The sequence below is a fragment of the Amycolatopsis sp. CA-161197 genome (assembly GCF_050942255.1).
In the GTDB taxonomy this organism is placed as follows: domain Bacteria; phylum Actinomycetota; class Actinomycetes; order Mycobacteriales; family Pseudonocardiaceae; genus Amycolatopsis.
On record NZ_CP192059.1, the window covers coordinates 8,301,094 to 8,328,008 of the forward strand.

General features: G+C 71.2%; 26 protein-coding genes and 1 pseudogene. 14 read left to right on the top strand and 13 right to left on the bottom strand.

Annotated features, from left to right (window positions below; all coding sequences use genetic code 11):
* Positions 1-31 precede the first annotated feature (31 nt).
* The gene (locus tag ACQPXB_RS39105; RefSeq protein WP_432846731.1) at positions 32-178 is read left to right on the top strand and encodes a hypothetical protein; all 147 of its coding nucleotides are present in this window, start codon (positions 32-34) and stop codon (positions 176-178) included.
* 1 nt (position 179) lies between these two features.
* Here the strand turns inward: ACQPXB_RS39105 and ACQPXB_RS39110 are convergent, their stop codons facing one another.
* Together ACQPXB_RS39110 and ACQPXB_RS39115 are read right to left on the bottom strand one after the other, a co-directional pair.
* Positions 180-1,124, bottom strand: coding sequence for an amidohydrolase family protein (locus ACQPXB_RS39110; protein WP_432846733.1), 945 nt, complete (start codon positions 1,122-1,124; stop codon positions 180-182).
* A 215-nt stretch (positions 1,125-1,339) separates the two neighbouring features.
* Positions 1,340-1,696: pseudogene (locus ACQPXB_RS39115) on the bottom strand (amidohydrolase family protein); the annotation flags it as partial.
* A 150-nt stretch (positions 1,697-1,846) separates the two neighbouring features.
* On the opposite strand from ACQPXB_RS39115, the gene ACQPXB_RS39120 reads away from it, so the two are divergent.
* The 4 genes from ACQPXB_RS39120 to ACQPXB_RS39135 all read left to right on the top strand — a co-directional run bounded on the left by ACQPXB_RS39120 (position 1,847) and on the right by ACQPXB_RS39135 (position 4,917).
* Positions 1,847-2,407, top strand: a complete 561-nt coding sequence (locus tag ACQPXB_RS39120; RefSeq protein ID WP_432846735.1) for an NADPH-dependent FMN reductase — start codon at positions 1,847-1,849, stop codon at positions 2,405-2,407.
* 71 nt (positions 2,408-2,478) lie between these two features.
* On the top strand, positions 2,479-2,655 hold the full coding sequence (locus ACQPXB_RS39125; RefSeq protein WP_220243533.1) for a CsbD family protein: 177 nt from the start codon (positions 2,479-2,481) through the stop codon (positions 2,653-2,655).
* Positions 2,656-2,761: 106 nt separating this feature from the next.
* Positions 2,762-3,364: a TetR family transcriptional regulator gene (locus tag ACQPXB_RS39130; RefSeq protein WP_432846737.1), complete on the top strand. Its 603-nt coding sequence runs from the start codon at positions 2,762-2,764 to the stop codon at positions 3,362-3,364.
* 35 nt (positions 3,365-3,399) lie between these two features.
* Positions 3,400-4,917 carry an FAD-dependent monooxygenase gene (locus ACQPXB_RS39135; RefSeq protein WP_432846739.1) on the top strand — a complete coding sequence of 506 codons (1,518 nt, stop codon included), beginning with the start codon at positions 3,400-3,402 and terminating at the stop codon, positions 4,915-4,917.
* Here the strand turns inward: ACQPXB_RS39135 and ACQPXB_RS39140 are convergent.
* The 3 genes from ACQPXB_RS39140 to ACQPXB_RS39150 form a co-directional block, all read right to left on the bottom strand.
* Complete coding sequence (locus ACQPXB_RS39140; RefSeq protein WP_432846741.1) at positions 4,901-5,713, bottom strand: class I SAM-dependent methyltransferase; 813 nt, start codon at positions 5,711-5,713, stop codon at positions 4,901-4,903. The two genes, ACQPXB_RS39135 and ACQPXB_RS39140, sit on opposite strands and share 17 nt — an antisense overlap.
* Positions 5,714-5,735: 22 nt before the next feature.
* Positions 5,736-6,017 (bottom strand): hypothetical protein, encoded by a 282-nt coding sequence (locus tag ACQPXB_RS39145; RefSeq protein ID WP_432846743.1) that lies wholly within the window; start codon positions 6,015-6,017, stop codon positions 5,736-5,738.
* 72 nt (positions 6,018-6,089) lie between these two features.
* Positions 6,090-6,908, bottom strand: a complete 819-nt coding sequence (locus ACQPXB_RS39150) for a class I SAM-dependent methyltransferase (protein ID WP_432846745.1) — start codon at positions 6,906-6,908, stop codon at positions 6,090-6,092.
* Positions 6,909-6,943: 35 nt separating this feature from the next.
* Here ACQPXB_RS39150 and ACQPXB_RS39155 point away from each other — a divergent pair, with 35 nt between their 5' ends.
* The 4 genes from ACQPXB_RS39155 (at position 6,944) to infA (ending at position 10,258) form a co-directional block, all read left to right on the top strand.
* Positions 6,944-8,371: a xylulokinase gene (locus ACQPXB_RS39155; protein ID WP_432846747.1), complete on the top strand. Its 1,428-nt coding sequence runs from the start codon at positions 6,944-6,946 to the stop codon at positions 8,369-8,371.
* A gap of 25 nt (positions 8,372-8,396) precedes the next feature.
* Positions 8,397-9,077 carry an alpha/beta hydrolase gene (locus ACQPXB_RS39160; RefSeq protein ID WP_432846749.1) on the top strand — a complete coding sequence of 227 codons (681 nt, stop codon included), beginning with the start codon at positions 8,397-8,399 and terminating at the stop codon, positions 9,075-9,077.
* Between the two features lie 187 nt (positions 9,078-9,264).
* Positions 9,265-10,047 (top strand): GNAT family N-acetyltransferase, encoded by a 783-nt coding sequence (locus ACQPXB_RS39165; RefSeq protein WP_432846751.1) that lies wholly within the window; start codon positions 9,265-9,267, stop codon positions 10,045-10,047.
* Complete coding sequence (infA, locus tag ACQPXB_RS39170) at positions 10,037-10,258, top strand: translation initiation factor IF-1 (RefSeq protein WP_220243541.1); 222 nt, start codon at positions 10,037-10,039, stop codon at positions 10,256-10,258. The genes ACQPXB_RS39165 and infA overlap by 11 nt, the downstream gene beginning before the upstream one ends.
* Positions 10,259-10,385: 127 nt before the next feature.
* Here the strand turns inward: infA and ACQPXB_RS39175 are convergent, their stop codons facing one another.
* The 3 genes from ACQPXB_RS39175 to ACQPXB_RS39185 all read right to left on the bottom strand — a co-directional run bounded on the left by ACQPXB_RS39175 (position 10,386) and on the right by ACQPXB_RS39185 (position 13,154).
* On the bottom strand, positions 10,386-11,111 hold the full coding sequence (locus ACQPXB_RS39175; RefSeq protein WP_432846753.1) for an anti-sigma factor family protein: 726 nt from the start codon (positions 11,109-11,111) through the stop codon (positions 10,386-10,388).
* Positions 11,112-11,651, bottom strand: a complete 540-nt coding sequence (locus ACQPXB_RS39180) for a sigma-70 family RNA polymerase sigma factor (protein ID WP_285973083.1) — start codon at positions 11,649-11,651, stop codon at positions 11,112-11,114.
* A gap of 312 nt (positions 11,652-11,963) precedes the next feature.
* The gene (locus ACQPXB_RS39185) at positions 11,964-13,154 is read right to left on the bottom strand and encodes a S1C family serine protease (protein ID WP_432846756.1); all 1,191 of its coding nucleotides are present in this window, start codon (positions 13,152-13,154) and stop codon (positions 11,964-11,966) included.
* 356 nt (positions 13,155-13,510) lie between these two features.
* On the opposite strand from ACQPXB_RS39185, the gene ACQPXB_RS39190 reads away from it, so the two are divergent.
* Positions 13,511-14,980, top strand: coding sequence for an aldehyde dehydrogenase (locus ACQPXB_RS39190; protein ID WP_432846758.1), 1,470 nt, complete (start codon positions 13,511-13,513; stop codon positions 14,978-14,980).
* Positions 14,981-15,043: 63 nt separating this feature from the next.
* The gene (locus tag ACQPXB_RS39195; RefSeq protein ID WP_432846759.1) at positions 15,044-16,441 is read left to right on the top strand and encodes a hypothetical protein; all 1,398 of its coding nucleotides are present in this window, start codon (positions 15,044-15,046) and stop codon (positions 16,439-16,441) included.
* Between the two features lie 698 nt (positions 16,442-17,139).
* Here the strand turns inward: ACQPXB_RS39195 and ACQPXB_RS39200 are convergent.
* Positions 17,140-17,556 carry a DUF5709 domain-containing protein gene (locus tag ACQPXB_RS39200; protein WP_366583116.1) on the bottom strand — a complete coding sequence of 139 codons (417 nt, stop codon included), beginning with the start codon at positions 17,554-17,556 and terminating at the stop codon, positions 17,140-17,142.
* 121 nt (positions 17,557-17,677) lie between these two features.
* On the opposite strand from ACQPXB_RS39200, the gene ACQPXB_RS39205 reads away from it, so the two are divergent.
* Both ACQPXB_RS39205 and ACQPXB_RS39210 read left to right on the top strand, forming a co-directional pair.
* Positions 17,678-18,769 (top strand): VanZ family protein, encoded by a 1,092-nt coding sequence (locus ACQPXB_RS39205; RefSeq protein WP_432846760.1) that lies wholly within the window; start codon positions 17,678-17,680, stop codon positions 18,767-18,769.
* A 268-nt stretch (positions 18,770-19,037) separates the two neighbouring features.
* A complete protein-coding gene (locus ACQPXB_RS39210) occupies positions 19,038-20,234 on the top strand; it encodes an MFS transporter (RefSeq protein WP_432846762.1) in 1,197 nt (398 codons plus the stop codon).
* A gap of 133 nt (positions 20,235-20,367) precedes the next feature.
* Here ACQPXB_RS39210 and ACQPXB_RS39215 read toward each other — a convergent pair whose 3' ends face one another.
* From ACQPXB_RS39215 to ACQPXB_RS39225, 3 genes are all read right to left on the bottom strand, one after another.
* Positions 20,368-21,213 (bottom strand): galactose-binding domain-containing protein, encoded by an 846-nt coding sequence (locus tag ACQPXB_RS39215; RefSeq protein WP_432846764.1) that lies wholly within the window; start codon positions 21,211-21,213, stop codon positions 20,368-20,370.
* Positions 21,214-21,225: 12 nt separating this feature from the next.
* The gene (locus ACQPXB_RS39220) at positions 21,226-22,806 is read right to left on the bottom strand and encodes an alkaline phosphatase D family protein (protein ID WP_432846765.1); all 1,581 of its coding nucleotides are present in this window, start codon (positions 22,804-22,806) and stop codon (positions 21,226-21,228) included.
* Between the two features lie 338 nt (positions 22,807-23,144).
* On the bottom strand, positions 23,145-23,528 hold the full coding sequence (locus tag ACQPXB_RS39225) for a peptidase inhibitor family I36 protein (RefSeq protein WP_432846767.1): 384 nt from the start codon (positions 23,526-23,528) through the stop codon (positions 23,145-23,147).
* Positions 23,529-23,815: 287 nt separating this feature from the next.
* On the opposite strand from ACQPXB_RS39225, the gene ACQPXB_RS39230 reads away from it, so the two are divergent.
* Positions 23,816-25,279 carry a DNA-3-methyladenine glycosylase 2 family protein gene (locus ACQPXB_RS39230; RefSeq protein ID WP_432846769.1) on the top strand — a complete coding sequence of 488 codons (1,464 nt, stop codon included), beginning with the start codon at positions 23,816-23,818 and terminating at the stop codon, positions 25,277-25,279.
* 775 nt (positions 25,280-26,054) lie between these two features.
* On the opposite strand, the gene ACQPXB_RS39235 is transcribed toward ACQPXB_RS39230, so the two are convergent.
* Entirely contained in the window at positions 26,055-26,873 is an 819-nt protein-coding gene (locus tag ACQPXB_RS39235; RefSeq protein ID WP_432846770.1) for an isocitrate lyase/PEP mutase family protein, read from the bottom strand.
* Positions 26,874-26,915 lie beyond the last annotated feature (42 nt).

The window sequence follows — 26,915 nt, forward strand, 5'->3', positions numbered from 1 at the left end:
CAAGCATTACCGCGAGAAAGGACCATCCGCCATGTGGGCGCCCCTCACCGTTGCGCTGCTGATCGGCTTCGTCGGGAACCTGACGCTGGACCGGACGGGCGCCGCGGTCGTGTTCCTCGTCCTCGCGGTGGCCACGGTCGCCACCGCGGTCGCGTTGCGCAGGAACAAGGCCGCCTGAGTCAGGCGCGGACCGGCTTGCCGGGCAACGCGTCGGGCACGAGGGAGCCGGCGCGCACCACCGCGGTGCCGTTCACGAGCACGTGCTCGATCCCCACCGAGGGCCGCGTTCCGTCCACATAGGACGCCTGGTCCGCGATCCGCGCGGGGTCGAACACCACCACGTCGGCGTCGCTGCCGGCGCGCAGGCGACCCTTGCGCCGCAGGGCGGGCACGGCTTCGTCCAGGACCTGCGCGGGCAGCAGCGAGCAGCGCGCGACCGCTTCGGACAACGTCAGCTTCCCGCTTTCCCGGTAGAGCCGCCGAATCGCGCGCGAGAACGTACCCGCGCCCCGCGGGTGGCCGAGCGCGCCCGGCGGCAGCGGCCACGTCAGCGGGTCCGGCCGGGTGCCCGTCCACGTCAGCGGCATGGCGTCGCTCGCGATGGCGGTGCCCTCGAAGAGCAGGGCGCGCTCCAGCGCCGGGTCGTCCTCGTCGAGGAAGTGCAGCAGCGCGAGCGCGCCCGGGGTGCTCGCGCGGACCTCGGCGAGACGCGCGGCGTCCGCGATGCGCTCCCCCGTGCCGACGAGCACGAGCGAGTCGGGCCGGATGCCTTGGCGCGCCAGGACTTCCGGCGCCAGGAAAGCCGCGCCGATGGCCGTCGAGCCGGCGCCGTAGGGGTACGCCTCGGTGGTCACCTCGGCGCCTTCGAGCCGGCAGCGCTCCACGAGCCCGAGCACGCGGTCGACGTGGCGCCCCGACGTGCTGTTCACGTGGCAGTAGTGCAGGTGCACCCCGGTCTGTCCCGCGACGCGCGCGATCTCCTCGGCGCCGTCGACCGGCACGTCCGGGTCGGCTTCCACGAGCGGGCGCGCGTGCGTGAACGCGGGCAGCCCGGCCTCCGCGGCCAGCTCCGCCACGGCGACGAACTCGGCCGGATCGAGGTGCGGCGCGTAGCCCGCGAGCACGCCGACGCCCAGCGCGCCGTCGGCCAGGTCCCGTGACAGGTGCTCGAAGATCCGCGCTCGGCCGCCGACGCCTCGGCGCGCCACGCGGGCACGCCCAGGTGCGTGAGCACCGTGTCCGGCGGGCCTTCGAGCGGTGCGCCCGCGAGCACGGCCATGCGCGCCAGCGCCCACGACGTCGAGTAGCCGTAGTTGACCGGCCGGCCCTCGGCGGCAGCCCGCGCGTACGCCGCGCCGACCGGCGTGATGCCGGCCTCGAGCTCCAACGCCGTGGTGACGCCGTCGAGCGCCTGCAGCCGCTGCTCGGGGATCGCCTGGCCGTGGCTGTGCAGATCCACGAACCCCGGGGCGACGACGAGGCCGGTCACGTCGATCGTCTGCGCGCCCTGCAGCGGTGTTGCGGATACCACACTCACGGTGCCGCCGGTGATTCCGACGTCGGCCACCGCGTCGAAACCGCTCTCCGGGTCGAGCACCCGTCCGCCCCTGATCACGAGCGGATAGCTGTCCTGTGAAGTGGTCACGATTCGCGCCTGGGAGTGGGCGACGGCACGCACAAGGTACTGCCGATTCACCCAGCCGTGGGAATGACCCTCACACCCGGTTTGTTGACATGTCCGCAGAGCGGAGACTAAATTGCGGGCGCGTCATCGAACACTTCTGGATCAAGCCCTGACCAGCGCAACTGACCCGATGACCGTCCCCTCGAACCAGGAAAGTCGGACATGACCAAGATTGCGATCATCCTCGGCAGCACCCGTCCGGGCCGCAACGGCGAAGCCGTGGCGAAGTGGGCCCTCGACATCGCGAAGCAGCGTGGCACCGCGGAGTACGAGCTCCTCGACCTCCTCGACTACGAGCTCCCGCACCTCGACGAGCCGCTGCCGGCGTCCATGGGCCAGTACGCGCAGGAGCACACCAAGCGTTGGGCCGAGAAGATCGCCGAGTTCGACGGCTACGTCTTCGTGACCGCGGAGTACAACCACGCCATCCCGGGCCCGCTGAAGAACGCCATCGACTTCCTGGGTGCCGAGTGGAACAACAAGGCCGCCGGCTTCGTCGGCTACGGCTCCGTCGGCGCCGTCCGCGCGGTGGAGCAGCTGCGCCTCGTGCTGAGCAACCTGCAGGTCGCCCACGTGACGAGCCAGGTCGCGCTGTCGCTGTTCACCGACTTCGAGAACATGTCGACCTTCAAGCCGGCCGAGATGCACACCGGCTACCTCAACACGACCCTCGACCAGGTCGAGGCGTGGAGCAAGGCGCTCGCCACCCTTCGCAACGCCTGAGTCTCGGTGTTTGGCCTCCCGCCCACCGGGTAGCCGGTGAGTGCCAGCGAATGAGCAAGGGAGGCGACACCATGACCGACAAGGCCGAGAACAAGGCGGAAGAGCTCAAGGGCCGAGCCAAGGAGGCCGTCGGCGACGCCACCGGCAACGAGCAGTGGCAGGCCGAAGGCAAGGCAGAGCAGGGCAAGAGCAACTTGAAGCAAGCCGCCGACAAGGTCAAGGACGCCGTGAAGGGCGTCAAGGACTGAGTTCCGGAAAGCCCAGGGTCACGTGGCCCTGGGCTTTCTTGTATCCATCGAACTTGCGCATCACGCAGACTTTGCGTGATGCGCAAGTTTTCGCTACCTTGGGGGCATGACCGAACGGCCAAGCCTGCGTGAACGGCGCCGACTGGAGACGCGCGCCGCGATCTCCTGGGCCGCGATCCGGCTCGCCGTCGAACGCGGTCTGGCGCACGTGACCATCGAGGACATCGCCACCGAGGCCGGCGTTTCGCCGCGCACCGTGAACAACTACTTCTCCAGCAAGGCCGAGGCCATCGCGGCCCGGCACCACGACCGCGCCCAGGGCATCGCCGACCTGCTGCGCGCACGGTCGGCCGACGAGCCGCTCTGGGACGCCATCGCCGAAGCCGCGCTCGCCCGGTTCGAGGCCGACCGCGCCGAGTCCACTCCGGATCCACTGTGGACACAGGGCGTGCAGCTGATGATCGCCGAACCCGCCCTGCAGGGCGAGTTCCAGAAAGCCAACGTCGCCGCCGAAATCGCGCTCGCCCAGGCGATCGCAGACCGCACCGGCACCGACGCCGACCACGACCTCTACCCCGTGCTCGTCGCCACCGCCGCCGGTGGGGCCATCCGCGCGGCCATGGTGCACTGGCTGCGCGCCGATCCACCCGTTTCCTTCAGCTCGGTGCTGCGCGCGGCCTTCGGCGCGGTGACCGTCGAACTTCCCTGATTTTCCGGCTTTTCCTCTTCCGCCAAGGAGAAACCATGCCCGCGATCGATGTCGTGATCGCCGGTGGTGGGCCCAACGGGCTCATGCTGGCGTGCGAACTCAGCTTGGCCGGCGTCCGGCCGGTCGTCCTGGAACGCCTCACCGAACGCAGCGAAGAACAGCGCGCCAACGGCCTCGTCGGCCAGGTCGTGCGGCTGCTGCACCGCCGTGGCCTGTACGAAGGGCTCACCGGCCAGGCCGAACCCGCGCCCGCGCCGCACTACATGTTCGGCGCGTTTCCGCTCGATCTGGCCCGGTTGCCCGTCAACCCCGTGTACCTGCTGCCGATTCAGCAGCGCGAGCTGGAACGCGCGTTGGAAGAGCGGGCTCTGGCGCTGGGCGTGGAAATCCGGCGGGGGCACGAGGTGCTCGGGTTCGAGCAGGACGACTCGGTGCACGTCACTGTTTCCGGCCCCGATGGTGAGTACACTGTGGACACCCGGTTCCTGGTGGGCGCGGACGGCGGACGCAGCACCGTGCGCAAGCTCGCCGGCATCGATTTTCCCGGCGTCACCAGGGAAGACACGGTTTCGTATACCGCACACGTAAGCGTGCCCGACTCCGTGCGCGACCCGGCGACGGGCGGGCTGCGGCTCGACGGCGTCGACGCGGTGCCGCCGTTCCGGCACTTCCGCACGGAGACGGGGCTGTTCGTGTTCGCGCCGTTCCCGAACGCCGCACCGCTGGTGGCTTCGTCCGAACGCGGCCGGCCGCAGGTGCCCGACGACGTGCCGCCCACGCTCGACGAGGTGCGCGAAAGCGTGCGGCGGGTGCTCGGCGTCGACTTGCCGCTGGACGCGCCGACCGGCCCCGGGCCGCACCAGCTGCGCCGGGTCTCCAGCGGAAACACGCGCCTGGCGGAGAAGTTCCGCGTCGGGCGCGTGCTGCTCGTCGGCGACGCCGCCCACGTGCACTCGGCGATCGGCGGCCCGGGACTGAACCTGGGGCTGCAGGACGCCGTCAATCTGGCGTGGAAGCTCGCCGCCGAGGTGCGCGGCTGGGCGCCGGCCGACCTGCTCGACACCTACGACGCCGAGCGGCGGCCGGTCAGCCGGCGCGTCGTGATGCAGACGCAGGCGCAGGGTGCGCTGACCGCGCCGGGCCCGGAGGTCACGGCGTTGCGCGAGCTGTTCGGGGAGCTGCTCGGCCACCAGGACGTGACGCAGCACCTCGCGGACCTGTTGTCGGGCGCGGACATCCGCTACGGCGACGACCCGCACCCGCTCGTCGGCCGGTGGGCACCGGACCTTTCTTCGGACGGCGTCGCGGCGGCTTATCATGCGGCGCGGCCGGTTCTCGTCGACCTGACCTCGGACGGCTCGGTTTCTTCGGCCGCCGCCGCGTGGGCGGACCGGGTGGACCCGGTCACCGCCGCGACGGGCGTCGACGCGACCGCGTTGCTGATCCGCCCGGACGGCTACGTCGCCTGGGCTTCCTCCGACGCCCGGCCGGACGTGGCCGGGTTGGAGAAGACGCTGACCCGGTGGTTCGGCACCGTCACCGCAGCCGGGTGACCGCCACGTCGATGCACGCGGACGCCGCCAGCCGGCCCTCGGGCGTCACCAGGCTGCGCGTCGCCACGGTGAAGGCCGTGCGCAGGCCCTTGCGGTGCGTGTCGTCGAGGGTGGCCATCTGGTAGTAGGTGTCGTGGCAGGTCTGCCAGACCTCCTCGGGGGTGCCGCCGAAGTCGACGACCATCCGGTCCCACTCGACGGGTTCGAAGCCGGCGGGCGTGAGCAGCTCGTCCAGACCTTCACGCGTACGGGTCCGGGGGTCGCCGGCCGCCGGCACGCGGCGTTCCTCGGGCACGACGGCGAACAGCGGCCGCGCGACCTTGAGGAAGATCTCCATCGCCTCCCGCCCGCCACCGCCGACGCCGATCGCGAGCGTGCCGCCCGGCGCCAGCACCCGCGCGGCCTCGGCGACGACCTGCTCGACGTCGGCCATGAGCATCAACGCCATGAAGGACACCACGGTGTCGAACGTCTTGTCCGCGAAGGGCAGCTCCTGCGCCCGCCCCTCGCGCAAGTCTGCCTCCGCCAGCTCGGGCCGGCGGCCGGCCGAGGCCAGCTGGCCGGGCGAAAGGTCCACCCCCGCCAGCTTCGCCACCCCGCGGCGGCCGAGCTCGGCGAGCAGCGCGCCGTCCCCGCAGCCGAGGTCGAGCACTGACTTGGCCGTGGCGACGCGGTCGGCGAACACCTCGTACACGGTCCTGCCGTCGCCCGTCACGCGGCCGCGCCCGGCCAGCTCGGACGCGGCGTCCGGGCGGGCGTCGTGGTAGCTGCGCAGGAACTCCTCGGCGGACGTCATGGCGAGACGTTAGCGCGGATCGTCACTCCGCCAGGCGCGTTCGCGCGATGTCGAGCCGCACGGCCGCGGGCAGGATCCCGTCGGCGGTCAGCAGCCCGCGCGTCGCCCCGGCGAACTCGGCGCGCAGTTCGGCGAGCTGCGTGTCGTCCAGCGTCGAGGCGGGGTAGAGCGTCTCGCAGGACGTGACCCACACCCGCTCCGGCGGCGCCCCGAAATCGACCACGATCTGTTCCCACGCAACGGGTTCGAACCCCGCCGGCCCGAGGAACTCGTCGAACCCCTCGGCGGTGCGCCCGATCAACACCGACTGCGAATCCGGCTTGCGGTCGTGGTACTCCCGCAGCCACAGCTCCCCGGCGTCGTCATGTCCCCGACGTCATCGCGGCTGATCGGCCCGCAGCCTCGTTTCGACGATTCGCATGGTCATCCCTGCAGGCAATCGACCGTCCTTCACAAGATCGCGGCTTTCCGCCCGGAACGCCGATTCGAGCCGCTTCAGCTGCGCGGCGTCGAGGGCGTCCACCGGGTAGAACGTCTCGCAGCAACGCGCCCAGACGTCCGCCTCGGGGCCGCCGAAGTCGAGGTCGATCGGGTCCCACGAGGCGGGCTCGAAGCCGGCGGCGCCGAGCAGCTCGTCGAGGCCGTCGCGCCGCCGGACGCGTGGGTTGCCCAGGCGGACGCGGCGTTCTGCGGGAACCTCGTCGAACAGGGGGTTCGCCATCTCGATGAACACCTTCAGCGCCCCCGTGACGCCGCCGCTGATGGCCGCGGCGAACACGCCGCCCGGCGCCAGCACGCGTGCCGCTTCAACAATGGCCGTGTCGGCGTCCGGGAGCAGCATCAGCACCATGTGCGACACGACGGCATCGAACGAACCGTCGGCGAACGGCAACTCCTGCACCCGCGCCTGCCGCAGGTCGGCTTGCGCGAGTTCCGGCCGGGCCCGCGCCACGTCGAGGTGCGCCGCGGACAGGTCCACGCCCGCCAAGGCTTCCGCGCCGTCGATCGCGGCCAGCAGCGAACCGTCGCCGCAGCCGAGGTCGAGCACGCGCCGTTTGCCGGACACCCGCGCGGCGAGGACCTCGTAACTCGTCCGCCCGTCACCGATCACCCGGCACGAATCGATCAGATCGGACATCACATGGGGTTTCCGGTCGTGGTACGCGGCCATGAAGGCTTCGGCGGGTGTCGTCACCCCGCGACCGTAGCGGGATTTGATACATCTCTCCCATGAACGACAACCAGGTGGTCCTGGGCATCGACATCGGCACCACCGCCGTGAAGGTCGCCGCGTTCGGCCTCGACGGCCGGGCGCGCGCCGTCCGCAGCGGCGCCTACCCGATCACCCGGCCGCGCCCCGGCTGGGCGGAGCAGGATCCCGAGGACTGGTGGCGCGCCACCGTCACCGCGATCGGCGCCGTCCTCGCCGAGCTGCCGGACGTCGTCATCAGCGGCGCCGGGATCGTCAGCCAGGTCAACACCCATCTGCTGGCAGAAGAAGACCTCACCCCGCTGACACCTGCCCTGATCTGGCAGGACCAGCGGTGCGCGGCAATAGCCCGGGAACTGGACGCGCGCTTCACCGCCGAGGACAAGGTGCGGATCTGGGGCGGGCCGGTGGCGCTGGACGCGTCGTTCGTCGGTGCGCGGGCGGCGTGGTTCGCCGAGCAAGAGCCGGACAAGTGGGCGCGGGCGAGGTGGATCCTGAGCCCCAAGGACTTCATCGGCGCGCGGCTCACCGGGCGCGTCGCGACGGACAAGCTGTCCGGCGTCCGGGTCGCTGGCGCGCAGGGCTATCTGCCGGAGGCCGTCGCGCTCGTCGACGGGCTGGGTGAGCGGCTGCCGGAGCTCCTCGAGCCAGAAACGCCGCTGGGGCCGGCGAAACACCTCAACGGCGCGCCCGTCGTCGTGGGGACCATGGACGCGTTCGGCGCGGTTTTCGGGACGCGCACGACGGAGCCGGGCCGCGGCATGATCTCGTGCGGCACGTCGCTGGTCGTCGCGGGCGCGTCCAATCACGGTGCCGCCCAGAAGGGCATCGTGACGTTCCCGCCGCGCGGCGACCTCTTCGTCCACGCCGGTCCGACGCAGGCTGCGGGCGAGGCCGTCAGGTGGTGGGCCCAGGCGTCGGGACAGACTGTGCCCGAGGTGTTCGCCACAGCGGCCGACGGCGAGGCGGGGATCGTGTTCACCCCGTACCTGCAGGGCGAACGCGCACCGCTGTGGGACGCCGACGTGCGGGGCAGCTTCCTCGGTCTGAGCTCGTCGGCGACGCGAGCGGACCTCTCGCGCGCGGTGCTGACGGGCGTCGCGTTCTCTGCGCGGCACGTGCTGGAGAAGGTGGAGCAGGCGTGCGGTTTCCGGCTGCCGTCGCTGACCTTCTCCGGCGGCGGCGCGCGCAGCGACCTGTGGACCCAGCTGCACGCCGACGTCCTCGGCCGTCCCGTCGAGCGCCTCCGCGTGCACGACAGCGCCGCGCTCGGGGCCGCGCTGCTGGGCGCCGTCGGCGTGGGCCTGCAGCCGGACGTCGAAACGGCGGCCGCCGCGACCGTCGCCGTGGAGCGCGTGTTCGAGCCGCAGACGGACCTGACGCGGCTGTACGAGGCGTACCGCGCTTCGTACGAGGGGCTCGCGAAGGTCCACGAGCTGCTGAAGTGAACCTCATCCCTGGTGTAATGAAGGAATGAGGACGATCCGCTACGGCGCCGAACCCAGCCAGTTCGTCGAGCTGCACGGCGACAACCCCGCGCGCGGCACGGCTTTCCTGCTCCACGGCGGCTGGTGGCGCGCCCAGCGCGACCTGCACCTGATGGACGCGCTCGCCGCCGACCTCGTCGCCGCCGGCTGGCTCGTCGCGAACCTCGAGTACCGCCGCATCGACGGCGACACCGGCGGCTGGCCCGAGACCCTCGACGACGTCCTCGCCGCCATGGCCGCCGTCCCCGTCGCGGAGAACCTGCCGACCATCGTGGTCGGCCACTCCGCCGGGGGCCACCTCGCGCTCCTCGCCGCCGCGGCCGTGAAACCGTCCGCCGTCATCGGCCTCGCCCCGATCACCGACGTCCCCCGCAGCGCCGCCGAAGGCCTCGGCGAGGGCGCCGCGAGCCTGTTCCTGCCGTCCCCGGACCCGGCCGCCTCGCCCCTCACGCGCCTGCCGATCGGCGTGCCCCAGCTGATCGTCCACGGCGACGCCGACGTCCGCGTCCCGATCGACCACAGCCGCGTCTACGTCGAGGCCGCCCGCGCCGCCGGCGACGACGTCACCTTCACCGCGCTCGCCGGCGTGGACCACTTCCGCGTGATCGAGCCCGCCGACGAACCCTGGCAGCACGCCCGCACCTGGCTCACGACCAGGTTCGGCTAGGCGCACGAAATTCGGTAGGCACGCTGCCGCCCTGCCGCTATCGTTCCGGGGACCGTGACTCGACGCCGGGAGGTGAGACCCATGAACGCTGTTTCGATGTGGGTGCTCCCCTCGTCGTCACGGTCGGGCGACTGACGTAGGGGTTGCCGGGAGCGCCTTGATCAGGCACTCCCGAAAGGTGACCACCATGAACACTCTGCGTTTCACCGCGGGCGAACCCGCGGTGGAGATCACGCGCGTCGCGCCCCGGCTGTGGCACGCGCTGGACGACGACCGCGTCACCGGCCGCGCCGAGGCGACCACGCGCCCCGACGGCCGGGTCTTCCTCAGCGTCGACGCCTGGCACCGCTCCGTTTTCGACCAGCTCGTCGGCGCGATGCTCGCGACCCTGCCCCAACCGCTCCACACGGTGGTCGACGAAACCGACCACGAACTGCTGGCCGCCTGGCGCGAAGCCGGCTTGACGATCCGGCGGCGCGAGTGGGAGTACGTCGTGCCCACGCGCGTCACCGGGCCGGCCCTGCCACCAGCGGGCGTCACCCTCGTCCCCGCCGGCGCGGCCGAAGAAGGCCCGCTGCGGGAGCTGGACCGCGTCGTCCGGGCCGAGGTCGAAGCGGCCGTCGGCTGGCACGAGATGCCGGCCGAGGTGCTGGTCCGGCCCGGCGACACGATCGTCGACCCGACGAAGTACGCCGTGGCAGCCGAAAACGGCGAGTACGTGGGCCTGATCCGGGTGGTCCAGCTGACGCGCCTGCCCCGCATCGGGCTGGTCGCCGTCCGCACCTCCCGGCGGCGCCGCGGCATCGCCCGTGCGCTGCTCGTCCATTCACTCGGCGTTCTGCACCGGACGGGGATCGAGACGGCGTCGGCCGAGGTGAACGAGGCCAACGAAGCGGCGACGGCGTTGTTCGAGGGCCTCGGCGCCCGGCGGAGCAACAGCACCCTGGAGCTGGTGCGCCATGGCCGGTAAGGGCGGGATCGAAGTCGAGGGAACCGTGGTGGAGTGCCTGCGCGACGCCCGGTTCAAGGTCGAGCTGTCCAACGGGCACCACGTGCTCGCCCACATCAGCGGCAAGATCCGGAAGAACTTCATCAAGATCGTGCCGTACGACCGGGTCCTGGTGGAGCTGAGCCCGTACGACCTGAGCCGGGGGCGGATCCTGTTCCGGTACCGCAACTAGGGCCGCGGCGTTCCCGTCGGCGAGCCGGCGTACCTGCGCGCCGGCCGCCGCGGGACCGTCCGAAGTGGACTCCCCGCTCCCGGTTTGCCCGAACACACCACGGGCCGGGGCAGGAAGCGCCCGAAGGTCAGACGTTCGCTTCCACGAACTGGTGGCCCTCGGTATTCTCGACCACGATCGAAGCGACCTGAGAGGGGTCGACGAGGGCGGAACCGTTGAGGTCCGCACCGTCGTGGACCGCCTTCGGGGACACGAGCCAGCCGCCGGCGATCTCGCGGTCGCCGTTCTTGCTGACGACGATCAGGCGGCACTTCTCCCCCGCCGGAATGCCCGTCACGGCGGCCTCGACGCGAACCCAGCCGGCGGCCGGGACGATGCTCGCGGTGAGCCGCGTTTCGCCCGAGGTGCCGCTGAGGAACTTCGTGCCGGGCACGGTGCTGGACGCGGTCGTCGGCACGGGTGCGGGCGGCGGCGGAACGGCGACGGCCGGGCCCGCGGGCGAACCCGCCTTGCCCACCACGACACCGACGCCCATCGCCGCGGCGGCAACCACGACGGCGGCCGTCGCGGCCAGGAACCGGCCCCGGCCGGCGGAGCTGCGCGCTTCCGAACGGACCTGGCGCAGCGTGCGCTGCAGCAGCAGGTCGCCGCCCTCGGGCGGGCCGTCGAGCAGCGCCTCGGGCGGCACTTCGCCCAGGAACTCCTGCATCTCGCGCAGCGACTCGACCTCCGCGCGGCAGTCCGCGCAGCCGGCGAGGTGCGCCTCGATCGTCTGCTTCTCCTCCGCGGAGACGTCACCGGCGACGTAGCCGGCGAGGTCCGCGTGCTCGGGGAACTCGCTGAACCCGCTCATCTACGCCGCCCCCACCCGCTGATCCGCGAACTTCTCCCGCAATGCCCGTAGACCGTAGTACGACCGGGATTTCACCGTGCCCGCCGGGATTCCCAGCTGCTCGGCGGCCTCGGTCACCGTCCGGCCGTGCAGGTACATCTGTTCCAGGACTTCGCGGTGCTCGGGCGAGAGGCCTTCGAGCGCCGACAGGACCACCATCGAGTCCACGACGTGGTCGGCGTGGTCGTGCTCGACCGGACCGGTCGTGGGCGACTCCGCGACCTCCGCGGGGCGTGCGTCCCGCGCGCGGACCTTGTCGATCACCAGGTTGCGGACGACGGTCAGCAGCCAGCCGCGCACGGAGCCCTTGCCGTTGACGAGGCTGTCCGGGTTGCGCCAGGCGCGCACCAGGGCCTCCTGCACCACGTCTTCGGCGGCCGCGCGGTCGTTGAGGAGTCTCGTGGCGTAGGCGAGCATCGCCTTTCCGTGCTCCTCGAACAACGAGCGGACGAGCGCCTCGTCGGCCACCTGTTGGCGGTGACGAGTCCTCAACCCGGCCATTCCGGACCACCCTCCCCGAACCGGCAAGATCACCCTTGCCCTGCTGCGCAGAACTGTAGGACAGCACCGGAGGCCGTCCACACGAGGTGCTCCGTCCGCGACCACCACCCACAGTGGCCGCTTCGCACCCCGCGACAGTCAACCCTTCCCCTGAACGGACGATTGCCATCACCGGGGGCAACCGACACCTTCGGCCACGGACGGTGCCCGTTCGTCCCCTGCCGGACCCGGTTTCGGCGCGCTCGCCGACCTCGCCATCACGCTCGGTGACGAGGGCGACCCGGGCGTCCGACCGGTCCCCGGCGGCCGCACTCAGCCGATCGGACCACTCACCGGGACCAGCGTCACCGTGGCCGTTTTGCCGCCTTGCCCGGCGACCGTCATCCGCAGTTTGTCGCCGGGGTGGTGGGTGTCCATGAGGGCGATCAGTGCCGTCGCCGAGGTGACCGGTTTGTCGTCGATGCCCACCACGAGCAGGTTGGCCTTCAGGCCCAGCTTGGCCGCCGGCCCGCCCGCGACCACGGACTTGATGAGCGCGCCCGTGCCGTTGCCGCCGTCGACCACGGTGAGGCCGATGAACGCGCTGGGTCCGATGTGGATGGTGTCGGACGCCTTGCGCTCGAGGATGCGCTTCGCGATGTCGGCGGCCTCCGTGATGGGGATCGCGAAGCCCTCGTGCGGGCGCAGGCCCTTGTCGAACACGTACCCGGCGTTCGCGGCCGTGTCGACGCCGATCACGCGGCCCTGGGTGTCGGCGAGCGGTCCCCCGGAGTCGCCCGACTGGATGTCGGCGTCGACCTGGAGCAGGCCGGTGAGGGTCTCGGTGGCGCCGGTGACCTCGTCGGCCGCGGTGACCTGCTGGCCGAGCCGCGTGACCTTGCCCGGCGACGCGCTGGGCGGCCCGCCGAGGCCGCCCGCGTTGCCGATGGCGACCACCCCGTCGCCGATCTCGACCGCGCCGGATTCGCCCAGGGTGGCCGTGACCAGGCCGGTCGCGTCTTTCAGCTTGAGCAGGGCGATGTCGTGGCTGCGGTCGTAACCCAGCACCGTGGCGTCGTAGCCGCGGCCGTTGCCGACGTCGGTGACGTGCATCGCGGTGGCGCCCTCGACCACGTGGTTGTTGGTGAGCACCAGGCCGTCGTCGCTCAGGACGATGCCCGTGCCCGCCGCGCCGCCGCCCTCGAGGCCGAGCTCCACGTCGATGTCCACCACAGCGGGACTCACCTTCGCGACCACCGACGCGACGTCGAACGCCGCCTGCACCCGCACCGGGGCCGCAGCCGGCGCGGGCGGCGTCTTCGGCCCCCACGCGTAGTGCCCGACCGCGACGCCGACGAGCGCCAGCAGCACCACCAGTCCGAGTGAGATCAGCACGGCGCGCAGGGGGCGCTTGCGCTTCGGCGGCTCCTGCGGGTCCGGCGGCGGGGCCGGGACCTGCGGGAGCGCCTCTTGCTGCTGGTGTGCCCACGGCGCGCCGAGGGGCGCGTCGGTGTTCTGGCTCATCTTCGGTTCCCTGCCGCTCGCATCGGACAGCACACGTGCATTGTTCACACCGCCTCGATCGGGGAACAGTACTGGCAGGCCCGCCGGGGTGTGGGTTACGTTCGAAGTGATCTTCCCAGCCTGCTCCTCTCACCAGGTCGGCCCACGCCGGCGGCTGTGCACTGGGATCACCGCCCCCGGCGCCCGACCGCCCGGCCGCCGGGAGTGCGGTGCGTTCACCGCACTCCCGGCGGCCCTGGTCCACGGCGCCCCTTGCGTCCTTTGTGGACACTTTCGCCGATCGGCTGAATCCGCGGGTCTGGTGCCTCCTCGGGTGCGGACGTACCGTCCGAAGCGAGACCGAGGAGAGGTGGGCCATGCCCGAACACTTCAAGATGCTCATCGGCGGCCACGCCGTCGACGCGATCAGCGGCAAGACGTTCGAATCCCGCAACCCCTACACCGGCGAAACCTGGGCCGCGCTCCCCGACGGCGGGCCCGAGGACGTCGACGCCGCCGTGCGCGCGGCCCGCGCCGCCCTCGACGGCGAGTGGGGCTCCGCGACGGGCTTCACCCGGGCCGCGCTGCTGCGCCGGCTGGGTGACCTGATCGGCGAGAACGCCGAACGGCTGGCCCGCCTCGAGGTCAACGACTCCGGCAAGCTCCTGCGCGAGATGCTCGGCCAGCTCACCGCCCTCGGCGGCTGGTACCACTACTTCGCCGGCCTGGCGGACAAGATCGAGGGGCGGCAGATCCCGTCGCCCAACCCGAACTACCTCGTTTACACGAAGCGCGAGCCGGTCGGGGTGGTCGCGGCGATCACTCCGTGGAACTCGCCGTTGTTGCTGCTGACCTGGAAGCTGGCACCGGCGCTGGCCGCCGGGTGCACCGTGGTGGTGAAGCCTTCGGAGCACGCGCCGACGTCGACGCTGGGCTTCGCCGCGCTGGTCACGGAGGCCGGTTTTCCGCCTGGTGTGGTGAATGTCGTCACGGGCCTTTCACGCGAGACGGGCGCCTCCCTGGCCGGTCACCCCGGCGTGGACAAGGTCGCGTTCACGGGCTCGACGGCGACCGGCCGGGCCGTCGCGCGGGCAGCGGCGGAAAACCTCGTAAAGGTGACCTTGGAGCTGGGCGGGAAATCGCCTCAGGTCGTGTTCCCCGACGCGGATCTGGAGGCGGCCGCCAACGGCATCGTGGCGGGCGTTTTCGCGGCCACCGGGCAGACGTGCATGGCGGGCTCGCGGCTGATCGTGCACGCGGACGTCCACGACGAACTGGTGCGGCTGGTGGCCCGGCGCGCCGCCGCGATCCGGCTGGGCGACCCGACCGCGGCGGAGACCGAGATGGGGCCGGTGGCGAACGAGCCGCAGTATCAGAAGGTGTTGTCGTACTTGGAAACCGCGCGGGCCGAGGGCGCGACGGTCGCGTACGGCGGCGTCGCGGATCCCGGCCTGGGCGGGCTGTTCGTGCAGCCGACGGTGCTGACCGGCGTCACACCCGAGTCGACGGTGTATCGCGAGGAGGTGTTCGGCCCCGTCCTGGCCGCGCTGACCTTCACCGACGAGGACGAGGCGGTGAAACTGGCCAACGACACACCCTACGGCCTCGCCGGCGCGGTGTGGACCAAGGACGTGCACCGGGCCCACCGGGTCGCCGGGCGAATCCGCGCCGGGACGGTGTGGGTGAACGCCTACCGCGTGGTCTCCCCGTCGGTTCCCTTCGGGGGCTTCAAGAACTCCGGCCTGGGCCGGGAGAACGGGGTCCACGCCGTGGACGAGTACCTGGAGGAAAAGGCCGTCTGGATCGAGCTGACCGGAGGGACACGGGACCCGTTCACGCTGGGCTGAGTCCCTTGTGGACTGTTGTTTTGCGAAAACCCCGTGCACCGGCCGGCCGGGCCTGGCAGGATCTTGCCGGTGCCCGGGACGATCGCCTGCGACGAGTCCGGCTCCGAGGGCGTCAACCTCATCGGGGCGAACACGGCCGTCTTCGCGCACGCCGGCGTCCGGGTGGGCCTCGACGCAGCCGCGGCTTGCGTCGGCGAGCTCCGGGACCGGATCGGCTCGCCGGCTCTGGAGTACAAGGCGAACCACCTGCTGCGCGCCAAGAACCGGGCCGTTCTGGTGTGGTTCCTGGGCCCGTCGGGCCCCTTGGTCGGCCGGGCCGGCGTCGTGCTGGTGGACAAGGCACTGTTCGTCACCGGAAAGGTGGTGGACCTCCTCGTCGACCGAGTGCCGTACCCGGACTGCCTCGCCCGCCGCCCGGACTCCCGGGCGCTGGCGCTTTATTTGGGGGGTTTGCGACTGTATGGGCCGCGGTGGGTTGAGTTCCTTCAGTCGTTCACCGCTTTGCTGCGGACCTCGCAGAGGCGTGGTCCTGGGCTGACGCCTGCGGAGTTCTTTGCTCAGCGTGATGTGTTGGGTTGGCTCGCCCAGGTGCCGCCGCACGGTGGTCCCCTGCCCACTGCTGTTTCGTCGGCGCCCCAGCCCGGCGGTTCCCTACCCAATGCTGTCTCGTCGACGCCACAGCCCGCCGCCCATTCACCGGCACGGCAGCGCGGATCGATCAGCATCGAGCCCCCGCTGGTCGCGCCTTGGCAGCAACGCCAGTCAAACGACCCAGAGCACCCTCAGATCCGACCGGCGCAGCAGCCCGAGTCGCCCCACCTGCCGATCAACCCGCAGCAACGGCCCGAGCCGAACTACCCGGACCACCCGCAAATCCGGCCACCGCAACAGCCCGAGTCACTCCGCCCACCGATCGACCCGCGGCAACGCCACGAGCCAAACCACCCCGAGCACACCGAGGTCCCACCGCCCCACCAGCGCGAGCCATCCCGCCCACAGATCAACCCGCAGCAACGGCCCGAGCCAAACCACCCGGGGCACCCGCAAGTCCGACCGCTGCAGCAGACCGAGTCACTCGACCCGCCGATCGACCGGCCGCCGGCGCGCGAGCACCTGACCGAGCTACGAGATCAGCTGCTCTCCGACCCATCACTGGTACCGCCACTCGACCCACTGATGCCGGCCCTCGTCGACACGGTCACCCACTGGCACCCCACCACCGTCATCCACGACGAACAGCCCTCCCTCACCCCCGCACGCCTCGCCACCCTCCTCGGCCCCACCCGCGACATCCACTTCGTCGACTCCCGCGCCGACCCGCGCGTCCAACTCGCCGACTTCCTGGCCGGCGTCACCCGCCGCCTGGCCGAAAACGCCCTGCACCACCGCGGGGATCCCGAGCTCACCGCACTCCTGCGCCCCTACCTGCTCCTGGCCTCGATCTGGGCCGCAGAGCTGTGAAGGGCAGCGCGGTGGGGACTTTCGGACACTTCGTGAAGATCGGAGCGGCCGCCCCGCAAGCGCCCGCCACCCGCCGCCGCCCGGTCGAGCGGTCCCTTCACGACGTCGTCAACTCCGCAGAGTCACGCCCGCCTGCGCGACGACTGCTGGAACTCCACTCGCCAATCCGACCGGTTGCGAAGAGACCGTTCACGACAGCCAAGGCGAGCCCACAACTCACCCCAACCACCCGCCGAGACCCACCCAGCAACCGTGAACCCTCACGAAAGGCCCCTTCGCGGCAGCCAGCCGCGAACCACCCCGACGCCCGCCTAACCGGGATCAGCAACCCGAGCGCGTCTCGAAAGGGCCGTTCGCGACGGTGACATCAGCCCGCCAAAGCTCCCCGAACACGTACCGGAACCGGTCACCCAGCAAGCACGTCGCGAGACGGCCGTTCGCGACGGCCAAGACGAGCCCACGAAGACACCCGGCCACCAGCCGAGGCCGGTCACCAACCCGGGCGCGTCTCGAAAAGGCCGTTCGCGACGGTGACATCAGCCCGCGAAACTTCCCCAACACGTGCCCAGACCGGTCACCGACCCGAGCACGTCGCGAAGGGACCGTTCGCGACTGCCCACGTCAGCCCGGCAAGTCACCCCCGGCCACCTGCCGACACCCGACTCGAGCACGTCGTGACCGGTCCGTCACCGCCCGGATCAGTCGCGAGGCGTGACGATGTGCACGGCGGCCTCTTCGGCGGACGCGGCGCCGCCATCGATGCCGGCGTCGGAGGCGTAGAGCTCTTCGTCGGTGTCCGGGCCGAAGCCCGCGTCCTGGGCGACGAGGCGGCCCGCGCGGGCGTCGCCGACTTCGTCGTCGAGGAGTTCGCCGTCGGTGTCGGTGGTGTCGCCGAGGTCGTCGCTGTCGTCGTACGCCAGGTCCGGCAGCTCGCGCGCGAGGCGGCCCTCCCAGCTCTCGCCGGCGAGCTCCTCCGCGGCGGTCATGCCCCACTCGCGCACAGCCAGCGGCTTCTCCGGCGGCGAGTAGCCCTCGTCGTACGGGTCGCCGTCCTCGAGGGTGTCTTCGGGGTCGAGCACGCCGGTGTCGGCGTTGTCCTCGATGTCGTCGTCCACGAACGGCTCCTCTCTCCGTGCCCTCCGCGTGCAGATTACGCACCGCTGCCAGTGTCCCTCGAACGGTGGGTCCCGGCGAAGATCGCTACCCTCGGGCGCGCCTACGGAGGTGGAGGGGTCAGTGACACAGTGGAGCGGGCCGACGTTGCTGGCCCTGTTCGGCGGCTTCGGGCTGGCGTTCGTGCTGGTGGTGCCCTACGCCGTCCTCAGCTACCGCCGCCGCGGCGAGTTCGGTCCGGGACGCGCGATCGCGGCGTTGGGGTTCCTCGTCTACTGCTGCGCGTTGATCACGTACACGCTCGTGCCGACGCCCGTGGTCGACGCCGCCTTCTGCGCGAGCCACGAGTCGCTGCGCCACCCCGTCGTGAACCCACTGCAGTTCCTTTCGGACATGCAACAGTTCCACACGGGACTGCTCAGCAACCCGGCGCTGCGGCAGGTCCTGTTCAACGTCGCGTTGTTCGTGCCGTGGGGCGTGTTCATGCGCCGCCTGTACCGGAAGGGCCCGGCCTTCGCGATCGCCAGCGGGTTCCTCGTTTCGCTCTTCATCGAAACCACGCAGCTCACGGGCGTCTGGTTCCTCGTCGACTGCCCCTACCGCCTCTTCGACACGGGCGACCTCCTCTCCAACACCGCCGGCGCCGCGGTCGGCGCCCTGGTCGCCCCGGTCCTCGGCCGCCCCCACGAACGCCTCGACGCCAAGGCCCCCCGCCCCGTCCGCAGCGGACGTCGCCTGTTCGGCATGCTGCTCGACCTCATCGCGGTGACGCTGCTCGGCGTGGCGCTGAACGTCGCCGTGGTCGCCGTCCAGCTCCTGCGCGACCCGGACAGCCTCCGCGGGCCGGGCAATCCCGTCGTGAACGCGATTCTCGGCGAGTGGTTGCCCGCTTTGGTGTTGCTGTTGATGGTCCCTCTGGCCGGCAACGGCGCGACACCTGGGCAACGCGCGGTGCTCCTGACGGTGGTCAATTCTGGCGATGACAAGCCTTCGGCGCTGCAGATGGTGGTGCGGTTCGTCTTCGGGTCGGGCGGCTATTTCCTCGCGCTGGGCGCCGCGACGGCCAGCGCGCAGCCGTCGACGTTCACCGGCGTGTGGATCCTGGTGAGCGGCCTGTTCGCCATCTTCACCCGCGGACATCGCGGCCTGACGGGACTGTTGGCGGGGTTGCGGGTTGTGGATGCTCGCCGTGAGCGGGAGCGGGTTTCGGCCTGACTTCGCCCGTGGCTTCGTGCCGTCCACCGGCCGCCGCAGTGATGTCTGTACCGCTACGCTCGATTCTCGCCCCGTCCGACGTTCGCCGCGAACCCGTTTCGGCGCGACCTCGCGTGGCTCGCCAGCGATCTCCACTCACGAGCTCCTCAGCCTCACCGAGCTGGTGAGGCCTGTGTAGGGCTCGGCCTGCCGCCCCTCGACCGCAGAGAGCGGGTTCCTGCGCACCATCGCGCCCGGCTCCACCACGACTCGGCGTAACCTCGCCCGCGTGGCGCGGCACATCCTCCAACGACACGCCGACTTCCGCCGGCTCTTCCTGGGTAACTCGGTGTCGCTGCTGGGTTCGAGTGTCACCACTGTCGCGCTGCCGCTGGCGGCCGTGCTGACGCTGCACGCTTCGTCCATCTACATGGGACTCCTAGGCGCGGCCGCCCTCCTACCGCACTTCCTGCTCGGCCTCCCCGCCGGCGTCTGGGTGGACCGTCTGCCGTACCGGCAGATTTTGGTGACAGCCGACATCGCGCAACTGGTGCTCATCAGCTCGATCCCTGTCGCCGCAGCGTTCGGGATGCCGACCTTGGCGCAGCTGCTGCTTGTCGCGCTTCTCGCCGGCGTCGCGAACCTCTTCGAAACCGTTGCGGCGCAATCATTCACGCCGGCACTGGTACCACCCGAAGAACTCCTGCCCGCCAACAGTGCACTGATGCTGAGCACCACCACGGTCGCCACCACCGGGTCCGCGCTGGGTGGGGCGCTGGTCGCCTTGCTCACCGCACCGTTCGCGATCGTGGCCGACGCAGCATCGTTCCTCGTGGCCGCCCTGCTCAAGGCGCGCATCCGGGTACCCGGCCCGCCGCGTGCAGCGCGCGAGCACCACCTCGTGAAAGACGTCCTCGAAGGCTTGCACGCGGTGTTCGGGCATCCGGTGCTGCGCGTGGTCACGCTGTCGGCGACGCTCGGCGCATTCGCCGGGCAGCTGCAGAACACCGTGCTGGTGCTGTACCTGGTGCGAGAACTCGGGTTCTCTCCCGCGGCCGTCGGTCTCACCGTGACTGTGGCCGGCGCCGCCGGCATGCTCGGCGCGCTCGTCGCGCATCCGATCACGCGCCGCCTCGGCCCCGGCCGCGCCTATCTGGCGGGCATGACACTCGCCAGCGCTGCTGGTCTGGTCATCGCCGCGGGTGGGGCCATCGCCGCCGTCGCGGGCCAGGTGCTGCGCGGCGCGGGGCCCTCGCTCTACGGCGTGAACCAGCAGACCCTCCGCCAAACCCTCATCGCGCCCGACCTGCTCTCCCGCGCCACCGCGACGTGGCGGTTCCTCGTCTACGGCATGCAACCCCTGGGCGCCCTCGCCGGCGGGCTGCTCGGCTCCGTGAGTCTCCGCGCCACCCTGATCACGGGCGCGGCGGTGATGGCCCTCGCGACTGTGTCCGCCGTCCGACTGAGCCGGGTACGGGAGCTGTAGTCGAAGTAACCACCGCACTTGCCGGTCCCGGCAACACTTCCCGAGTTCGCCGAGCCGTGTCGCCGACTTCGAGGAGCCCGAACCGAGCGAAACCACCCCGCCCGGCTGAGCCGGGCCCAGCGCCTCTGACCCCTCAGCTCGAGAAAGCCTCCAGCTCCACGATCCGCGAATAAGCATGATCATTCGAATCCAAAGCCACAACCCGCACCCCATCGGCCTGCACCGCCGGGAACGTCGACGTCACCGAGCCCGAGGTGTTGCCGCGCACCGAGGCGACCGTGGTCCAGGCGCCGGCGATGTGGGCCTGGATGTCGAAGTCGCGGAGGCCGTACTTGGCGGCCGGGTACTTGGTGGAGTCCAGGGTGTCGGTGACGACGCGGCTGACCGCGGCAGCAGCGGGCAGGGTCACGGCGTAGGTGTCCGGGAACGCCGATTTCGTGCCGTCGTTCCAGCCCGTGGTGGTGGACCAGTGGTCGCCGTTCGCATCGCCGTCGACGGCGCCGCAGGGGGAGAAGCTGCCGTTGGTCGAGGAGGGCGTGGCTTGTTCGCCGAGGAGGACGTTGTCGCCGGGGCCCTTGGGGGGTAGGGGAAGGACGTCGACGGGGACGGGCAAGTGGGCGCGGTCGGAGGAAAGGTCCACGGTGTAGTGGCCGGGGCGGGCGGAGCGCGGCACGGTGACGCCGACCCGGACCGACACCGGCTGGCCGACGGGCAGCCAGGACGAGAACACCCGCCGGTCGAGGGACAGCGGCCGAGGCGCGGAGAGCTCCATGTCCGCGTACACCGGGCCCTTGCCGTTGTTCGTCATGCCGACGGTGAGGGCGCTCGGCAGGCAGGGCAGGCCGACGACCTGGATCTGCGCAGGCGTGGCGGTCAGCTGCAACGCGGGCGTGGCCGGGGTGCTCTGCGCGGCGCTTGCGAGTGCCACGCCGAGCACGACGACAGCGCCGGCGGCCACCGCGAGGTGACGTCGCTGCATGGGGAACTCCTGTCAGTGGACGTGGATGGCGGGGACGCGGTCTTCGACGGTCAGCTTCGCGCGCGTGGTGACCTTGCCGTCGCGGATGGAGACCTTGTCGACCACGCGGTAGTCGGCGGTCCACTCGCGCGGGGTGACCTCGCAGCGCACGTAGCCGCGCTGGAAGTTGCCGAACTTGACGTGCGGGTTCTCGTCGAGGATCGTCTGGCCGCCGGCGTCGAGGTCCATGCCGTCCTGGCCCGACGTGATCGAGGTGCCGACGAACTCCGTCGCCACGACCGGCGAAGCCGGGTCCGCGTAGTCGGGCCGAAGCTCCGACGCGACGCTGCGGTGCAGGTCACCCGCGATGCTCACCAGGTTGCGCACCTTGCGATCCTGCGCGCCGCCGAGGATGCGCTTGCGGGAGGCGACGTAGCCGTCCCACGTGTCCATCGGCACGAGCACGGGCGCGCCCGCGGCGGTGTCGAGCTGCGCGATCGCGGTCTGGTGCGCGAGCACCTCCCAGCGCGCGGAGTGCTGCGCCATGCCGTCGAGCAGCCACTTCTCCTGCGCCGCACCGGTGATCGTGCGGTTCGGGTCGAGCGAGTCCGGGTTCGGGGCCTTGGTGCCGTCGCCCGCGGCCTGGTCGTCGCGGTACTGGCGGGTGTCCAGCACGTTGAAGCGGATCAGGTCGCCGTACTGGAAGCGGCGGTACATCTGGATGTCCGGCCCGGTCGGCAGCTGCGAGACGCGCACGGGTTGGTGCTCCCACCACGCGCGGAACGCGTTGGCGCGCCGCACGAGGAACTGCGCGACGGGGTCGTTGTTCTCGGAGATGTCGCCGGCCCAGTTGTTCTCGACCTCGTGGTCGTCGATCGTGACGATCCACGGCGCGGCGGCGTGCGCGGCCTGCAGGTCGGGGTCGGTCTTGTAGAGGGCGTAGCGGCCGCGGTAGTCGTCGAGCGTCGTGGTCTCGCGCTGGAAGTCCACGGCCATGTCCTGCTTGCGCAGGCCGCCGTCGGCGCCCACGCCGTACTCGTAGATGTAGTCGCCGAGGTGGAACACGACGTCGTGGTCCTTCGCCGCCATGTCGCGGTAGGCGGTGTAGAAGCCCTCGTACCAGGCCTGGCAGCTCGCGTACGCCAGCGAGACGGCGGGCACCGACTGGTGCGCGGTCGGCGACGTGCGGGTGCGGCCGACCGGGCTGGTGTGGCCGCCGACGTGGAAGCGGTAGAAGTAGTGCCGCCACGGCCGCAGCCCGCGGACGTCCACGTGCACGCTGTGGGACTCCTCGCGCCGGGCGAGCGCATTGCCCGAGCGGACGACCCGGCGGAACCGCTCGTCCTCGGCGACCTCCCAGCGCACCGACACCGGGCGGTCGTTCATGCCGCCGAACGGATCGAGTGGCTTCGGCGCCAGGCGCGTCCAGATCACCACCGCGTCGGGCAGCGGGTCGCCCGAGGCGATGCCGAGCGTGAACGGGTAGCCGGGCACGCGGTCGGTGTCCACGGTGGTGGCGCCGGAAGCGGTGATGCCGGGCAAGGTGCCGGCGAGCGCCAGCGCGGCGGCGGCTCCCGTGACGGTGAGGAACTTGCGTCGCGTCGGGTTTTCCACGTCGCTCCGATCCAGTGCGGTCCCGGCGGTCGTGCCCGCGGGAGGGCGGACGGCCGCACAGGTGCGGCACGGTGGTTGTGCTCACCGTCGGCGGCTTCCCCAGTCGCTTCTTCGCCGGTGGAGCGGGTGGTGACACGTCTCAACACGGGCCGGTTCGTGCGTGGTTCGTCCCGCGCTGGGCACGTTATCCGGGTCCCGGCGCGCCGTGAACGATCACGGCGGTGAATTCGAGCTGAAGTCTGGGGAAGGTTGTCGGCGGTAGCGCTGAGTGACCATCGGAGACGACAAATAGTGCCACCGGAATTGTTTTCCAGTGGCACTATTTGTGGTTTTTCAGATCAGACGAACAGTGCGCAGCTGGCCTTGTTGTCGAAGTTGTTGTTCGAGAAGTCGGTGTCCACCGAGTTCTTCTTGGCCTCGTAACCCTGGTTGCCGCCGCAGTCGGCGGCGTCGTACAGCTTCACGACGTGGCTGGTGTTGTTCTTCATCGAGCTGGCGCCGTTGGTGACGAAGCCGTTGCCGCCCGCCCACTTGGTCTTGGACAGGTCGATGGCGCCCGCGCGGTAGGCGAACTCGATGTGCTGACCCTTGTAGTCGTCGTCCTCGAACAGGCAGAAGTGCCCGGACGCGCACGTCCCGGCCGCGCCGGCGGACGGGGCCAGCGCGAGCATCGAGCCGGCGCCCACGAGCACGCCGAGGACCAGCGAAATGTGCTTCTTCATTCAATCGCCTTTCGGTGGAGAAAACCCGGCCGACGGACCGGATTCGAACAGGCGGGAACGTCCCCAGACGCGTATGGCGAACTTCCCCAGAATTCCCGCCAGTGCGAAAAACTATAGCGACCGCTCTTCGGCGCACACCGCCGAAGTGGTGATCGTCACCGACCAGCCGGTATGGTGTTTCGGTGATCGGGAAAAAGTGAGGCATTACCTTCGCCGAGTGTGACGCTCGGTGGGGTGATGTCGCATTCCCGCCAGGTTCTGTCGGTGCCACCGGGCAGACTGGCGGGGTGTACGAGGACATCGAACGCTGCGTGCGCGCGGTGCAGTCGAAGGACGCCCGGTTCGACGGGTGGTTCTTCACCGCCGTCGTCACCACGGGTATCTACTGCCGCCCGAGCTGCCCGGTCGTGCCACCGAAGGTCGAGAACATGCGCTTCTACGGCAGCGCGGCGGCGGCGCAGACGGCCGGGTTCCGCGCGTGCAAGCGCTGCCGGCCCGACGTCACGCCGGGATCGCCGCTGTGGAACGAGCGCGCCGACGTGGTCGCCCGCGCCATGCGGCTGATCGCCGACGGGGTGGTCGACCGCGAGGGCGTGAGCGGGCTCGCGGCGCGGCTCGGGTACAGCGTGCGGCAGCTCGAGCGCCAGGTACACGCGGAGCTGGGCGCCGGGCCGCTCGCGCTCGCGCGGGCCCAGCGCGCGGAAACGGCGCGGCTGCTGGTCGAGACCACCGACATGCCGATGGGCGACATCGCGCACGCCGCGGGGTTCTCGAGCATCCGGACGTTCAACGACACCGTGCGGCAGGTGTTCGCCCTGACGCCGAGCGAGCTGCGGGCGCGGGCATCCGGCGCGCCGTCTTCGCCCGGGGCGCTGTCGTTGCGGCTGCCGTTCCGCGCACCGCTGTGCCCGGACAACCTCTTCGGCCACCTGGCGGCCACGGCCGTGCCGGGCGTCGAGGAATGGCGCGACGGCGCGTACCGGCGCACCCTGCGCCTGCCGCACGGCCACGGCCTCGTTTCGCTGGCGCCGACGCCCGACCACATCGCGTGCCGCCTGAGCCTCACCGACCTGCGTGACCTGGCGGCCGCCATCAGCCGCTGCCGCCGCCTCCTGGACCTCGACGCGGATCCCATCGCCGTCGACGCGCAGCTCTCCTCGGATCCGGCGCTGGCCCCGTTGGTCGCGAAGAACCCCGGGCGCCGGGTGCCGCGCACGACTGATCCGGAGGAGTTCGCGATGCGGGCCGTGCTGGGGCAGCAGGTGTCGACCGCCGCGGCCCGCACGCACGCCGCCCGCCTGGTCACGGCCCACGGCACGCCCGTCGACGATCGCGAGGGCGGCCTCGGTTTTCTCTTTCCCACGCCGGCCGACCTCGTGGACCTGGATCCTTCGACGCTCGCGATGCCGCAGTCCCGCCGCCGGACGCTGCTGGGCCTCATCGCCGCCCTCGCCGCAGGTGACCTCGACCTTTCGCCGGGCGGTGACTGGGCTCGCGCCCGCGCCGAGCTGTCGGCGCTGCCGGGGTTCGGGCCGTGGACGGTGGAGACCATCGCGATGCGAGCGCTGGGTGATCCGGATGCTTTTGTGCCCACGGATCTGGGGGTGAAGCTGGCTGCTGCTGCTTTGGAACTGCCGACGTCGCCCTCCGCCCTGACCCGCCATGCGGCGGTGTGGCAGCCGTGGCGGGCCTACGCGGTGCAGTACCTGTGGGCGACGGGTGACCATCCGATCAACTATCTGCCCGCGTAGGTGTTTGTCGCTGTGGGGCGAGGAAACCCAGGACGGCCTCGGCGACGCAGAACGACCGACTCACCCTCCCAACGGCATCCGCCCAGAGGCGACAGCCATCGTCGGCCGGGATCATGGTGCCGCGGGTGACCGGGTTCCACGACGGCGTTCCCGGCGGGATATTCCACGCCGGTTAGCCCCGCGTCATCCATGTCGGTCCGCGCCGGGCGAACCACGCTGCTCGATTCCTCGTGGTCCACGCGGTCCGAACCCGCATGATCCAAGCGACCCGGCTCCTCGGGATCCACGCGGTCCGCATCTCTGAGATCCGCGCGGTCGCGCCCCTCGGAATCCGCGCGGTCCAAACCCACACGATCCATGCGACCCGGCCCCTCCAGATCCACGTGATCCATCCACCCAGAATCCTCGCGGTCCAAGACTGCCTGGTCGGCGCGGTTCGGCGCCTCGTGATTCATGGGGCGCGAACCCGCGTGGCCCGCGCCCGCGGAATCCACGCGGTCCGAAACCGCCTGATCCGCGCGGTGAGGTCCTCCGTAGGCGACACGGCCCGGAGTCGCACCGTCCGCGGGGTGAGGGCCCTCGGCGTACACGCGGTTCGAGCCCGCACGGCCCAGACGGTCCAGCACCGCCGGATCCGCGCGTTTCGAATCTGCGGGATCGGCATGGCTCGGTCCGTCGTGATCCACGCGGTTCAGTATCGTCCCCGGCCGCCCGGGAGGGGTGAGGACAGAAGCGCGGGGCTACACGGCACCCACCTCCGCGCAGTCGAAGGCCGTCACGCGAACAAGCCGTTCAGCGTGCCGAAGTCCATGGCGGAGCCCAGCTCGGCGTAGGTGCCCGCGTCGAGGAGTTCCCGGGTCGAGCGGAGGGCTGCGGCGTAGGCGGCCTGGGCCAGGGCCGTGCCGACGGTGACGCGGCGGACGCCGGCCGACGCGAGGTCTGCCACGGAAGGAGCGCCCGGGCCGGCCATGGCGGCGACGGGGAGCGGGGAGGCGGCCGTGAGCTCGCAGAGTACGGCCAGGTCCACCAGGCCCGGCACGAAGATGCTGTCCACGCCGGCCTCGGCGTAGGCGTGGGCGAGTACGTCGGCGAAGCGGCCCGCGGGCTCGCCGATGCCGAAGAGGTAAACGTCGGTGCGGGCGTTGATCCACAGCTCCGGCAGGCCCGCCGAGGCGGCAGCCGCGCGAGCCGCCGCCAAGCGCTCAGCCTGGACCTCCGGGGCGAACAGCGAGAGCGTGCCCGCCCAGGAGTCCTCCAGGTTGACGCCGACCGCGCCGGCGTCGATGACCTCGGCGACGGTGGTGGCGACGTCGGCGGGGTCCGGGCCGTAGCCACCTTCGATGTCGGCCGTCACCGGTACCGAGACGGTGCGGGTGATCTGCCGCACGGCCGCCGTCATCTCGGAGCGTGTGAGACGCTGGCCGTCGCCGCGGCCGAGGGCCCACGAGACGCCGCCGCTCGTGGTGGCGATGGCCGGTGCGCCGGCGTGCTGGATGACAGCCGCGCTGCCGGCGTCCCAGGCGTTCGGCAGTACCAGCATCGGCTGGGCGTGCAGCTCTCTGAACGCCTTTGCCTTGTCCTGCAACGATTCCATGTGATCCCTCCCAGTCGGACTCGAACAAGGGAGGACGCTAGC